This window comes from Nocardioides sp. Root122, assembly GCF_001425025.1.
Classification (GTDB): domain Bacteria; phylum Actinomycetota; class Actinomycetes; order Propionibacteriales; family Nocardioidaceae; genus Nocardioides.
On the sequence record NZ_LMDE01000001.1, the window covers coordinates 802,397 to 815,278 of the forward strand.

The window sequence follows — 12,882 nt, forward strand, 5'->3', positions numbered from 1 at the left end:
TCAGGGCGTCGCGGTGGTGGTCGGCGGGGTGGGCGGCGGGACGGTCGGAGTCGGCGTCGTGGTGGGCGGCAGCGTCGGCGTCGGCGTCGGCGTGGGCGTCGGGGCCGGGGTCGGCAGGATCGGGATCACCGGCGGCAGCTCCCCGTTGTAGACCACGCCGAAGGCGTTGGCGACCAGGCGCTCGTTGCCGTCGGAGGGCTCGTTGACGAGCCCCATGGCTCCGGCGCCGTTGCGGGTGTACATGGCCGACGAGCCGCCACCGTCGAAGTTGATGGCGTTCTCCGCGCCGAGCGCGACCATCATGTCGGCGAGCTCGACCATCGTGTAGCCGCGGCTGTAGGCCGAGCGGCCGTCGACCACGAGGATGAGCAGCTTGCGGCCGTCGGCGTCGATGCCGACCGCCGTACGCGGGTGGGCGATGGTGTTGTTGACGACGGTGCGCACGCCGTTGACCAGAAGCGCCCGGTCACCGCTGACGGCCACCTTGGGGCTGCCGCCCTCGATGCGCTTGGCGAGGGTGATCTTGCGGCCTTTCTTGAGCGTCTTGAGCTTGCCGGCGGCGCGACCGGTGCCGATCAGGACGCGGTCCTTCTTGCCGATCTTCTTGCCGTCCGAGAGCTTGGGACGGTTGGAGATCACGCGGTTCTTGCGCAGGATCACCTCGCGGGCGCGCTTCTTGCCCGCGGTGACCTGGTAGCCCTGGGTGCGGTGCCAGTCGGAGGTGAAGACGCCGATCTGGCCGGCCGGGACGACCGGGTGGTTGATGCCGCTGACGGTCCACGCCTTGCGCTGCCGGATCGTGTACTGGAGGCTCAGCGGGCTGATGTGCGGGCCGGAGTCGTCGAACCAGAGGGTCGAGTTCACGCCGGGGATCCAGCCGTCGCGCGAGCCGCCGAGCACGCCGCGCTCGCGGTTGATGGTCACCCCGAGCGGCGAGTCGGTCCGGCCGATGTCGAAGAAGTCGCCGTTGACCGCGGTCAGGGCGCCGTTCCACGCGCCGAACTGGCTGACCTTCTTGCGGCTGGTGACGTAGGTGGGGGAGAGCTCCTCGAAGGAGATGTTGGGGGCGTCGAGGCTGACGGTCACCAGGTTCATCCGGACCTGCCCGACCGGCTGGCGTCCGTCGACCTGGTCCCACTCGCGCAGCGTGACGCCGGGCGCGATCTCATAGCTGACGTCGTTCTTGACCTGCGCCTTGCCGCGCAGGTTCACCTCCGGGCCGACCACGATGCCGGGCTTGCCGTCGGAGGTCTGGTTGCGGCCGCGGTAGCCGCCCCCGGACGCCGGGGCGGCCTTCTCCGAGGCTCCGGGGCCGGACGCGTGCCCGGCGTCGGCGACCGACGGGCCGACGCCCAGGCCGGCGACGAGCACGCCCGCGGTGGCCACCGTCAGGAGGCGGCTGCGGGTGGGCTTGGCGGGCGGGAAGCGGAAGGCGTTGGCAGGCACGCGCTCCACAGTAAACGACGTGGTGGGACTGGTGGGAAAGTTGGGATCAGCGGGTCGGGACACCGCCTAGGCTTCCGGTCGTGCCCGCCGCGCCCGACGCCCCCGCCTGGAACACGTTCCATGCGGGCGACAACCTCGAGGTGCTGCCCCGCCTGGCGCCCGGCTCGATCGACGTGATCTACACCGACCCGCCCTACAACACCGGCAACGACTTCGCGTACGCCGACCGCTTCCGCGACGGCTCGCACACCGACCCCTACCTGCGGCGGCACGCCGCGTGGGCGGCGATGATGCGCCCGCGGCTGGAGGCGATGCGGGAGGTGCTCGCGCCGCACGGCGCGGTGTTCGTCTCCATCGACGACAACGAGGCCGCGCACCTGCGGCTGCTCATGGACGAGGTCTTCGGCGAGGCGAACTTCCTCGCGCAGGTCGTGGTCAACCTCAACCCGAAGGGACGCCAGCTCGGGCGTGGTTTCGCGACCAGCCACGAGTACGTCCTGGCGTACGCCCGCGACGTCGCCGTCTGTGCCGTCGACGCGAGCACCGCCGAGTCGGTCGACGAGTGGGACTTCCCGCTCAGCACCGAGGACGGGCGACGCTTCCGCTACCTGCCGCTGCGCAACACCAACAAGAAGTTCAACCCGGCGACAGCGCCGACGCTGCACTTCGCGCTCTACGGCGACCCGGTGAGCGGGCGGGTGGCGACCGCCGAGTTCCCGGGCAGCCAGGCCCTCACGCCGGTGTTCGGCGACGGGCGCCCGGCGGTCTGGCGCTGGTCGCGTCCGCGCGTCGACGAGCGGCCCGACGACCTCGAGTGCCGGGTGATCCGCGGTCGCAACGGCGAACGGGTCGACATCTTCCAGCGCGACTGGCTGCACCGTGAGGGCGGGCGCCGCAAGAAGCTGCGCACGATCTGGCTGTCCGAGGAGATCGGGTCCACCGACACCGCCGTCGCCGAGCTCAAGGCCCTCGTCGGCCACGTCTTCGAGTCGCCCAAGCCCACCGGCCTGGTCCGGCGGATCCTCGCGACCCTGCCCGACGACGTCGTGGTGCTCGATCCCTTCGCCGGCAGCGGCACCACCGGCCACGCCGTCGCCCTCGCCAACCGCGCCGACGGCGGCACCCGCCGCTGCATCAGCATCAACTCCACCGAGCCCACCCGCGAAGGCTCCAACGCCCGCCTCGCCGGCCTCGCCACGGTCGCCGACATCACCCGCGCCCGCCTCGCCGCCGTCGCCGAGCAGCTCGGCGGCGGGCTGGAGGTCCTCGGTGGTTGAGGTGCGAGCGCTGTCCCCCTCGGTAGTTGAGGTGCGAGCGCTGTCCCCCTCGGTGGTTGAGGTGCGATCGCTGTCCCCCTCGGTGGTTGAGGTGCGAGCGCAGCGAGCCTCGAAACCACGGTGGAGGCCCTGAGCTCGGAGGTTTCGAGGCTCGTCGCTGGCGCTCCTCGCACCTCAACCACCGAGGCGTGATTCCGGGTCAGGCCTGTCCACAGATGCCGATCTGACCCTCCCGTCGGAGTCGACGCTGGTCGACGATCGAGCCATGCCCTTCGTCTACATGCTCCGCTGCTCGGACGGCAGCTACTACGTGGGCAGCACGCGGAGCCTCGAGCTGCGCATGTTCCAGCACAACTCGGACAAGGACGGTTGCGCGTACACGCGAGCCCGGCGTCCCGTCACCCTCGTCTGGCAGGAGGAGGTCGAGAACGTCGGGATCGCGTTCTCCCTGGAGAAGCAGATCCAGGGGTGGGGGCGCAGGAAACGGGAGGCGCTCATCCGAGGGGACTTCGAGCTCCTCCCGGGGCTGTCCTCGCGGCGAGGCGGGAAGCCCCGACCCCTCGGTGGTTGAGGTGCGAGCGCGCTCCCTCGGTGGTTGAGGTGCGAGCGCCCTCCCTCGGTGGTTGAGGAGCGAGCGCCCTCCCTCGGTGGTTGAGGTGCGAGCGCAGCGAGCCTCGAAACCACGGCGAATGTCCAGTGGGCTCGGAGGTTTCGAGGCTCGTCGCTGGCGCTCCTCGCACCTCAACCACCGGCTCTAGGAGACTCCCGCGGCCTTCTCGAGGGCCTTGAGCTCGTCGTCGAGGTACTGGAGCAGGACCTGGAGGCGGGGGACGGTGCGGCGGCAGCCGGTCAGGCCGAAGCACATCCTGCCGTCGTAGGACGTGCAGGTGATGTTGAGCGCCATCCCGTTGATGGGGATGGAGAGGGGATAGGTCCCGACGAGCTTGGCGCCGTTCCAGTAGTGCGTGGTGCGGGGGCCGGGCACGTTGCTGACGATGAGGTTGTACGGCGGTCGCACGATGCCCTGCATCCGGAAGAGCGGACCGAGGATCGCCGGCGCCTGGCCCAGCGCGCTCATCGCGAGGATCTGCGCCGGCGTCATCGCCGACAGGCTGTCCTTGCCGTCCTTCATCGAGCGGTGGATGGCGGCGAGGCGGTCGGCAGGGTCGGGCAGGTGGGTGCCGAGCTGCACCATGACCGCGCCGACCGCGTTGCCGCCGGAGCCGGAGGCCAGCTGCGACTCCTTGGCGTTGAGGCCGACCGGCACCATCGAGATGAGCGTGGTGTCGGGCAGCGCGCCGAGGTCGGAGAGGTAGGTGCGCATCGCGCCGCTGACCATCGCGAGCACCACGTCGTTGATCGTGGTGCCGGTGGCCTTGCCGACCGCGCGGAGCCGCTCGACGGACCAGTCCTGGGCGGCGAAGCGGCGCGAGCCGGTGATGTTCTGGTTGAGCATGGTGCGGGGGGCGTAGAGCGAGAGCGCGGAGGTCTCGTTGCGCACGCTCTTGTTGAGGGTGCGGATCAGCGCACCCGGCATCCCGGCGGCCTCCGACGCCAGCGCGAGCGCCGTACGCACCGTGGTGGCCGAGACGTCGGCGAGCGAGGCGCCGCCGTCGCTCGGCTGGGGCTCGCGCGGCTTGCGCGGCCGCATCGCCCACGGCGCGGGCATGTCGCGCTCGTCCGGGTCGGTCGACAGCACGCTGGCGAGCAGGCGCATCGCCGAGACGCCGTCGACGAGCGCGTGGTGGGTCTTGGTGTACATCGCCACGCGACCGTCGCGCAGGCCCTCGATGATGTGGGCCTCCCACAGCGGGCGCTCCCACGCCAGCCGCGTGCTGTGCAGCCGCGAGCACAGCTCGAGCAGCTCGCGGACGCGTCCGGGCCTGGGGAGCGCGCTGTGCCGGACGTGGTGCTCGATGTCGAACTGCTCGTCGGGCTGCCAGACCAGCTGGCCGGCGGTGCGCGCCGAGCGGTGGGGGTGCTTCAGGAAGAGGGGGGCGATCTCCTCGACGTCGCGCATCTGCTCGTACATCTCGCGGACGTAGTTGCGACCCGCACCTTCGGGCTTCTCGAAGAGCTGCAGGCCACCGACGTGCATCGGCATGTTGCGGTTCTCGGCGAGCAGGAATCCCGTTGCGGTGGGATCGATCGGGTCGACCACGCGTCCTCCCTCAGAGGCTCGGTGCAGTGGGGCGATCCAACACCCCGGCGACAACCGCCACAACCCCAACGACCTCGGGGTCGCACCGTGTCACCGTCCCAGCGACCCCCGCAGCTCGGTCACGATCGAGTCGACCACGGCGACGAGGTCACCGTGGTGGGCGGCGGCCACCCGGCGCTGCCGGTCGCTGGAGGCGCCGCGCTCCGGGATCTCTGCGACCGAGCGCAGCTCGTCCTCGCAGCCGAGCCGGCGGGCGACGGGGGTGAGGCGCTCGAGCAGGTCGTCGAGGTCGTCGGTGACCAGACGCTCCCGGTTGCTGTCGTCGAGGATCACGATCGCGTCGAGGCCGTAGCGCGCGGCCCGCCACTTGTTCTCCTGCACCTGCCACGGCGGCAGCGTCGGCAGCCGCTCGCCAGCGACGAGCCGGGTGTCGAGGTCGACCACGAGGCAGTGCACGAGAGCGGTCAGCGCCGCGAGCTCGCGCACGTCGGAGACGCCGTCGCACACGCGGTGCTCGAGGGTGCCGAGGTGGGGCGCGGGCCGGATGTCCCACCGCACGTCGGCCATCGAGTCGATGATGCCGGTCGTCGTCTGGTCGGCGATGCAGCGCTCGAAGGCCTCCCACGTGTCGAAGGCGAACGGCAGCCCCGCCGTCGGCAGCTGCTGGAACATCAGCGCGCGGTTGGAGGCGTAGCCGGTGTCCTGCCCGGCCCAGTAGGGCGAGCTGGCCGAGAGGGCGAGGAGGTGCGGGTACGTCGTCAGCAACCCCGACAGCACGGGCATCACGCGGTCGCGCTCGGGCATCCCGACGTGGACGTGGACGCCCCAGATCAGCATCTGACGGCCCCACCACTGGGTGCGGTTGATCAGCTCCTCGTAGCGGTGGCCCTCGGTGAGCTGCTGGTGAGACCAGTCGGCGAACGGGTGCGCGCCGGCGCTCATCAGGTCGACGCCGAGCTCGTCGGCGGCCTCCATCACCACGCTGAGCGTGCCGGCGAGGTCGTCCATGGCCTCGCCAACCGTGTGGCAGATGCCGGTGACGACCTCGACGGTGTTGCGCAGCAGCTCCTTGTGCAGCCGCTCGGGCCGCTCCAGCCGTTCGGCCGCCCGGTCGGCGAGGTCGGAGGCCCGGTTGACCAGGTCGCGGGTGTGGGGGTCGACCAGCGCGAGCTCCCATTCGACGCCGAGCGTGGGCTCCGGCGAGGCATGGAAGTCGATGCGCATGGCTCAACTCTAGGGACGACCCGGGTGGCGCGGACCACCCTGCGGGGCCGGGTGCTGGGGGTGCCACCATGTCCGCGTGGACGAGATCGAGCAGTCGGATCGCGCCGCCGAGGCGGCGGACCGGGCCGAGGACGCCCGGGTCGAGGAGGCCCAGCGGGCCCGCGAGGTCCACCTGACGATGGACCTGTGCCTGCGGATCGGCGAGATGCTCCTGTCCTCGGGCGCCGGCGCGGCCGACGTGACCGCGACCATGCGGTCGGTGGCCGACCACCTGGGCCTGCGGCAGGCGGAGATCGACGTGACGTTCACGGCGCTGTCGATGACCTACCAGCGCTCCGTCGACGACCTGCCGACGGTCATGCTGCGCCACGTCCAGCAGCGCGACATCGACTACGAGGACCTCACCGCCGTCGACCACCTCGTGCGCGACGTCCTCACCGACCGGGCCGACCTCTACCTGGCGCGCTCGCGGATGGCGACCATCGTCTCGCTCGGTCACGTGCTGCCGCGCTGGGCGGTGACCGTCGCGTGGGCGGTGATGGCGGCGGGGGTCGGCGTGTTCCTCGGCGGAGGGTTCGTCGTGTCGGCCGTGGCGGCCGTCGCGGCCGTGTGCATCGACCGCGTGCAGCTCGTCATGGCGCGGCGCCGACTGCCGTTCTTCTACCTCCAGGTCGCGGGCGGCGTCATCGCCACCCTGCTGGCTGCAGGGGTCGCGGCCACCCCGATCGAGGTCGACGAGTCACTCGTCGTCACCGCCAACATCATCATGCTGCTCGCCGGGATCGGCCTGATGGGCGCCGTCCAGGACGCACTGACCGGCTTCTACCTCACCTCGGGCGCGCGCCTCATCGAGGCGATGATGGCGACGGCCGGCATCATCGCGGGCGTCGCCGTGGGCATCTCGCTGGCCGACGGGCTCGGCATCCCGCTGGGCTCGCTCGTGCCGGGCCAGCTCGGCCGTCTCGACGGGTCGTCCCCGCTCGCGGCGGCGGCGCTGCTCGCCGGAGCCGCCGTGTCGGCCGCGGCCTTCTCGGTCGCCTGCTACGCCCCGCGCCGAGCCGTGCTGCCGGTCGCGGTGATCACCGCGGCGGCCGCGCTGATCTCCCAGGCGGTCGAGCTCAGCGGCTTCGACCGCACGATGGGCGCAGCGGCAGCCGCCTTCTTCATCGGCCTCGTCGCCTACTCCGTCGCCGGGCGGGTCCACGTGCCCCCGCTCGTCGTCGCGGTGCCGGCGATCGTGCCGTTCCTGCCGGGCCTCTCGATCTACCGCGGCCTGACCTTCCTGGCCAACGGCGGCTACCTGGTCTCGCAGGGCATCCTCGCGCTGATGACCGCGATCTCGGTCGCGATCGCCCTGGCGTCGGGCGTGATCCTCGGTGAGTACGTCGCCCAGCCGCTCAAGCGGGAGGCGCGCAAGCTCGAGAACCGGCTGGCCGGCCCGCGCCTGGTCGGACCCTTCCGGGCGATGACCCGTGCCGAGCGGCGGGCGCTCAGGAAGCAGCGAGACGACTGAGCTCGGCGAGCCAGCGCGCGTGGCTGCCGTCGTACGGCGGCAGGCCGGCGCGCACGGCCGAGACCAGCTCGTCGCAGCTGGCCTGCGCTGCTCCGATCACCTCGGGGGGATAGCCGAAGGCGACCTGGTGCTCCGCGAACTCGTCCTCGTCGTCGACGAAGACCTCGCCCGGTCCGACCGGCGGGGTGTCCCACGGCGCCGTGTGGACGGGAGGTAGCTGGTCGGGGAGGCGGATCACGTCGAGGTCGAGGTCGATCGCACGCAGCACGTCGCCGTCCCAGGTCGCCGGTGTGGTGACGTCGATGTAGAGGTCGCACCAGATGCCGGGTGCCTGGAACGTCGGCAGGTGCCAGCGGTCGGCCTGGACGAGCGTGATCGCGCCGACCTGGGAGTGGAACTCGTGGCCGGGCCGCTGGTTGTGCGTGCCCGCCGGGAACCCGAGCCACTCCCCGTGCTCGTCCGCCCCGAGGTAGAGGCCGGCGAACTGCCAGTGCGGCCGGTCGCCCCACTTCGTCATCTCGCAGCGGATCGGCGTTCCCGAGGCGTGAGTCGTCACGGCCACCAACCTAGGTGACCCGCCACTCCGTCCCCGTCAGCGGTGCCGAGCGGGCGCTTCGTCCCCGTCAGCCGTGGTGACCGGGCGCTCCGTCCCCGTCAGCGGACGGGCATGCGGGAGGTGACCCGCGCCACGACGTCCTGGTAGCGCGAGCCGACGAGCCTGGCGAAGTGGTGGAGCACGTGGGCGTCGAGCCCGACGAGCACGCGGGCCTTCCCGGCCAGTGCGCCGTCGAGGATGATCTCGGCGGCCCGGTCGGGCGACATCTTGGCGAGCTTGGTGTCGAAGAGGGCGTCGATCGCGGAGGCGTCGAGGCCGGCGGCCTTGCGCCCGTTGCGGCTGATGCCGGTGCGGATGCCGCCGGGGTGCACGCAGGTGACGGTGACCGGGTGGCGGCCCACCAGCATCTCCTCGCGGATCGCCTCGGTCAGCCCGCGGACGGCGTACTTCGTGGCGTTGTAGGCCGACTGGCCGGGCACCGACATGAGCCCGAAGAGCGACGAGACGTTGACCAGCGCGCCGTCGCCGGAGGCGATCAGGTGCGGCAGGAACTCCTTCGAGCCGTGGACGACTCCCCAGAAGTTGATGCCGACGATCCACTCCATGTCGTCGTAGGTCAGGTCGGCGAAGTCGCCCGTGGCGGTCACGCCCGCGTTGTTGACGACGAGGTTGACGCGCCCGAGCTCCTCGACGACACCGGCGGCCCACGCCTGCACCGCGGCCCGGTCGGAGACGTCGACGACGTCGTGGCGCACCTTGGCTCCGACGGCCTCCACGAGCCGCACGGTCTCGGCGAGGCCGTCGGCGTCCCAGTCGGAGATCGCGAGCAGCGCACGTCCGCGGGCGGCGCGCAGGGCGAGGGCCCGGCCGATGCCGGAACCGGCACCGGTGATGACGACGACCTTGTCGGCGACGGTGGTGAGGCTCATGGCGGCAACTGTAACTCTCGTTTACGGACGTGGCGAGGGATCGGCGGACGGCAGCCGGACGGTGATCGTGGTGTCGCCCGGCTCGCTGGACAGCCGGACCGTGCCACCGTGGGCGGCGACGATCGCCTCGACGAGCGAGAGGCCCAGGCCGGCGCCGCCGCGGGTGCGGGCCGCGTCGCCGCGGGTGAAGCGCTCGAACGCGTGCGGCGCCAGCTCCGGGGCGAAGCCGGGTCCGTCGTCGTGCACGGTGAAGCCCTCGGCCGTGCCCGTCACGGTCACCGTGCTCCCGGCCGGCGTGTGCTTGCGGGCGTTGGCCAGCAGGTTGCTGACCACCTGGTGCAGCCGCGCCTCGTCACCGGTGACGACGAGCGGCTCGTCCGGCAGCGCCAACCGCCAGGACCGCTCGCGGTCCACGACCCGGGCGTCGTCGACGGCCTCGAGGAGCAACCGGGACAGGTCGACGGTCTGCCGCTCGAGCGGCCGCCCGGCGTCGAGCCGGGCGAGCAGGAGGAGGTCCTCGACCAGGGCGGTCATCCGCGCCGACTCGGTCTCCACCTTGTCGAGCGCCGTCCCGCTGGTCTCCGGCCGGCGGCGCGCGAGCTCGGTGTAGCCGGCGATGGTGGCCAGGGGCGTGCGCAGCTCGTGCGAGGCGTCGGCGACGAACTGGCGCACCTGGAGCTCGCTGCGGTGCCGCTGCGCCAGCGAGTCCTCGACGTGGTCCAGCATCGAGTTGAGCGCGGCACCGACCTGGCCGACCTCGGTGCGCTCGTCGGTCAGCCGCTCCGGCACGCGTGCGGCCATCTCGATCTCGCCCGACGCCAGTGGCAGCTCGGCGACGCGGTGGGCGGTCGCGGCGACCTCGCGCAGCGGTGCGAGCTGGCGGCGTACGACGACAGTCCCCACGCCCGCTGCGGCGAGCACACCGAGCAGGCCGGTCAGCAGCTCGAGCTGGACGAGGCGCTCGACGGTCTCCCTCACCTCACCGCGCGGCAGGCCGGCGACGACGGTGCCGCCCCGCACGTCGGTCACGAGGACCCGGTAGCTGCCGAGGTCGGGCACGTCGACGGTCTGCGGGTCGCCGCTGGCGGGGAGGGCGTCCAACGCGTCGAGCTGGCCGGCGTCGAGAGCGGTCGACGCCGAAAAGCTCGCGCCCTCCTGCTCGGAGAGCACCGTCCCCCACGGGGTTCCGGAGTCGGGCTGGTAGGCCTTCAGGGTGCCGAACTGCTGTCCGGGGCCGAAGTCGTCGCCGTCGCGGTCCGCGCCCCGGGGGCCGGCAGCGAACCGCGCGGCATCGCGCACGTCGGCGTCGAGTCGCCGGTCCAGGTTCTGCTGCATGGCCAGCGCCGTGGCCGTGCCGATCAGCAGCGCGGCGAGCGCGACCAGCAGCACCGCCACCGCCACCAGCCGCGCGGTGAGGGTGCGGGGCAGGTGCGGGCGCGTCACGACGCCGGCTTCAGCACGTAGCCCGCGCCCCGCATGGTGTGGATCATCGGCTCGCGGCCGGCGTCGACCTTCTTGCGGAGGTAGGAGATGTAGAGCTCGACGACGTTGGCCTGGCCGCCGAAGTCGTACTGCCAGACGCGGTCCAGGATCTGCGCCTTGCTGAGCACCCGGCGCGGGTTGCGCATCAGGAAGCGCAGCAGCTCGAACTCGGTCGCGGTCAGGCTGATCTCCTCGCCCGCCCGGTGCACCTCGTGGCTGTCCTCGTCGAGGGTCAGGTCGCCGACCACGAGCACGTTGCCGGCCTCGGCGAGCGCGGCCGTGCCCCCGCGGCGGATGAGCCCGCGGAGCCGGGCGACGACCTCCTCCAGCGAGAACGGCTTGGTGACGTAGTCGTCGCCACCGGCGGTCAGGCCGGCGATCCGGTCCTCGACTGCGTCCTTCGCGGTGAGGAACAGCACGGGTACGTCGCTGCCGTCCGCGCGCATCCGCCGCAGCACCTCGAGCCCGTCGAAGTCCGGCAGCATGATGTCGAGGACCACGGCGTCGGGCCGGAAGTCGCGCGCCGCGGCCACGGCGTCGGTGCCGGTGTGCGCCACCTGCAGGTCCCAGCCTTCGTAGCGCAGGGCCATCGCGAGGAGCTCGGCGATGTTGACCTCGTCGTCGACCACCAGGACGCGCACGGGGGAGCCGTCGGCGCGGCTGAGCTGCTGCATGGGATGCATCCTGCCGACTCTTGCTGTGGGTTTGCTGTGCGTGGCCTGTCCGCGGCCTACCGGAGTGCCGCGTTGAGCCGTGCCGCCTGCTTGGTCAGGTGGGTGCGCTCGGCCTGGCTGGTCGCGAGGTCGGCGGCCTCGGCGTAGGTCCTGGCCGCGGCCGGCAGGTCCCCGGCCTTCTCCAGCAGGTACGCCGACGCCGCCCGGTGGCGCGGCAGGCCGGGATCGACCTCCGCCAGGGCCGCAAGACCGGTCCGGGCACCGTCGGCCTCACCCACGGCGACCGCCCGGTTGAGCCGCACGACCGGGCTTCCGGTGAGGGCGAGCAGCTCGTCGTACCACTGGACGATCTGCACCCAGTCGGTCTCCTCGGCCGTGCGGGCATCGGCGTGGAGGGCGGCGACGGCTGCCTGGAGCTGCAGCTCGCCCCGACGCTCCTGCGCGAGCGCCGCCTGCAGCAGCGCGACGCCCTCCTCGATGAGGGAGGAGTCCCACAGGGTGCGGTCCTGCTCGGCCAGCGGGACGAGCGACCCGTCGGCCCGCGTGCGGGCCGGGCGGCGCGCGTGGTGGAGCAGCATCAGCGCGAGCAGGCCGTCGGTCTCCGGGTCCTGCGCCAGCGCGGCCAGCTGCCGGGTGAGCCGGATCGCCTCAGCCGCGAGGTCGACGTCGCCGGTGTAGCCCTCGTTGAACACCAGGTAGAGCACCCGCCGGACCGTCGCGAGGTCGCCGGGCCGGTCGAACGACTCCGTGGAGACCGTCCGCTTGGCCCGGCTGATCCGCTGCGCCATGGTGGCCTCCGGCACGAGGTAGGCCTCGGCGACCTGGCGGGTCGTCAGACCCGCCACCGCCCGCAGGGTCAGCGCGACGGCGGACGTCGGGGTGAGCGCCGGGTGCGCGCAGTGGAAGAACACCCGGAGGGTGTCGTCGGCGGTCTCCGCCAGCCCGGGCTGCGGCTCGCCTTCGACCGCGAGCTCGCGGCGCTGGCGCGCGGCGTCGGAGCGTACGACGTCGAGGAACCGGCGCCACGCGACGGTCACCAGCCAGCTCTTCGGGTCACGCGGAGGGTCGTCGGGCCAGGACCTCAGGGCCTCGACGAGCGCGTCCTGCACGGCGTCCTCGGCCGCCGCGAAGTCGGCTCCGCGGCGGACGAGGATCGCGATGACCTGGGGCACGACCGCGCGCAGGACCGCCTCGTCCACGGGACGGCTCACTCGATGGTCTCGGAGTGGTGCTGCAGGAACGGCCGCACCTCGAGCCACTCGTGGATCGGCTTGCCCCCGTGGCCCGGGGCCGCGGAGAGCTCGCCCGCCAGCTCGATCGCCCGGTCCTTCGAGTCGACGTCGATCACCATCCACCCGGCGATCAGGTCCTTGGTCTCGGCGAACGGACCGTCCACCGCCGGGGGCCTGCCCGGACCGTCGTGGCGCACCCACATGCCCTCCGGAGCCAGTGCCTGGCCGTCGACGAACTCCCCGGTCTCGCGCAGCCGGTTGGCGAAGTCGTCCATGTACTGGATGTGGTCGTCCACCTCCTCGGGCGTCCACTGGTCCATCGGTACGTCGTTGACCCCCGCGGGCGCGCCTCGGTAGTGCTTGAGCAAGAGGTACTTCGGCATCTCGG

General features: G+C 72.3%; 12 protein-coding genes. 3 read left to right on the forward strand and 9 right to left on the reverse strand.

Annotated features, from left to right (window positions below; translation table 11 throughout):
• A complete protein-coding gene (locus ASC64_RS03765; RefSeq protein ID WP_156384993.1) occupies positions 1-1,446 on the reverse strand; it encodes a phosphodiester glycosidase family protein in 1,446 nt (481 codons plus the stop codon).
• A gap of 80 nt (positions 1,447-1,526) precedes the next feature.
• On the opposite strand from ASC64_RS03765, the gene ASC64_RS03770 reads away from it, so the two are divergent.
• Both ASC64_RS03770 and ASC64_RS03775 read left to right on the forward strand, forming a co-directional pair.
• Positions 1,527-2,723, forward strand: coding sequence for a site-specific DNA-methyltransferase (locus ASC64_RS03770; protein WP_056906143.1), 1,197 nt, complete (start codon positions 1,527-1,529; stop codon positions 2,721-2,723).
• A gap of 265 nt (positions 2,724-2,988) precedes the next feature.
• The gene (locus ASC64_RS03775; RefSeq protein WP_056906144.1) at positions 2,989-3,294 is read left to right on the forward strand and encodes a GIY-YIG nuclease family protein; all 306 of its coding nucleotides are present in this window, start codon (positions 2,989-2,991) and stop codon (positions 3,292-3,294) included.
• A gap of 183 nt (positions 3,295-3,477) precedes the next feature.
• On the opposite strand, the gene ASC64_RS03780 is transcribed toward ASC64_RS03775, so the two are convergent.
• The gene (locus tag ASC64_RS03780; RefSeq protein ID WP_082550160.1) at positions 3,478-4,884 is read right to left on the reverse strand and encodes a WS/DGAT/MGAT family O-acyltransferase; all 1,407 of its coding nucleotides are present in this window, start codon (positions 4,882-4,884) and stop codon (positions 3,478-3,480) included.
• A gap of 90 nt (positions 4,885-4,974) precedes the next feature.
• Positions 4,975-6,108 (reverse strand): glutamate--cysteine ligase, encoded by a 1,134-nt coding sequence (locus ASC64_RS03785; protein ID WP_056906145.1) that lies wholly within the window; start codon positions 6,106-6,108, stop codon positions 4,975-4,977.
• A 76-nt stretch (positions 6,109-6,184) separates the two neighbouring features.
• Here ASC64_RS03785 and ASC64_RS03790 point away from each other — a divergent pair, with 76 nt between their 5' ends.
• Complete coding sequence (locus ASC64_RS03790) at positions 6,185-7,621, forward strand: threonine/serine ThrE exporter family protein (RefSeq protein ID WP_235563503.1); 1,437 nt, start codon at positions 6,185-6,187, stop codon at positions 7,619-7,621.
• On the opposite strand, the gene ASC64_RS03795 is transcribed toward ASC64_RS03790, so the two are convergent.
• The 6 genes from ASC64_RS03795 to ASC64_RS03820 all read right to left on the reverse strand — a co-directional run bounded on the left by ASC64_RS03795 (position 7,599) and on the right by ASC64_RS03820 (position 12,877).
• Positions 7,599-8,177, reverse strand: coding sequence for a DUF402 domain-containing protein (locus ASC64_RS03795; protein WP_156384994.1), 579 nt, complete (start codon positions 8,175-8,177; stop codon positions 7,599-7,601). The two genes, ASC64_RS03790 and ASC64_RS03795, sit on opposite strands and share 23 nt — an antisense overlap.
• A gap of 98 nt (positions 8,178-8,275) precedes the next feature.
• Positions 8,276-9,106: an SDR family NAD(P)-dependent oxidoreductase gene (locus ASC64_RS03800; RefSeq protein WP_056906147.1), complete on the reverse strand. Its 831-nt coding sequence runs from the start codon at positions 9,104-9,106 to the stop codon at positions 8,276-8,278.
• Positions 9,107-9,127: 21 nt separating this feature from the next.
• The gene (locus tag ASC64_RS03805; protein WP_056906148.1) at positions 9,128-10,549 is read right to left on the reverse strand and encodes a sensor histidine kinase; all 1,422 of its coding nucleotides are present in this window, start codon (positions 10,547-10,549) and stop codon (positions 9,128-9,130) included.
• The gene (locus ASC64_RS03810) at positions 10,546-11,262 is read right to left on the reverse strand and encodes a response regulator transcription factor (protein WP_439956861.1); all 717 of its coding nucleotides are present in this window, start codon (positions 11,260-11,262) and stop codon (positions 10,546-10,548) included. Before ASC64_RS03810 ends, ASC64_RS03805 begins: the two co-directional genes overlap by 4 nt.
• A gap of 56 nt (positions 11,263-11,318) precedes the next feature.
• Positions 11,319-12,473, reverse strand: coding sequence for an RNA polymerase sigma factor (locus tag ASC64_RS03815; RefSeq protein ID WP_200937447.1), 1,155 nt, complete (start codon positions 12,471-12,473; stop codon positions 11,319-11,321).
• Positions 12,470-12,877 (reverse strand): YciI family protein, encoded by a 408-nt coding sequence (locus ASC64_RS03820; RefSeq protein ID WP_056906151.1) that lies wholly within the window; start codon positions 12,875-12,877, stop codon positions 12,470-12,472. The genes ASC64_RS03815 and ASC64_RS03820 overlap by 4 nt, the downstream gene beginning before the upstream one ends.
• Positions 12,878-12,882: the final 5 nt, after the last annotated feature.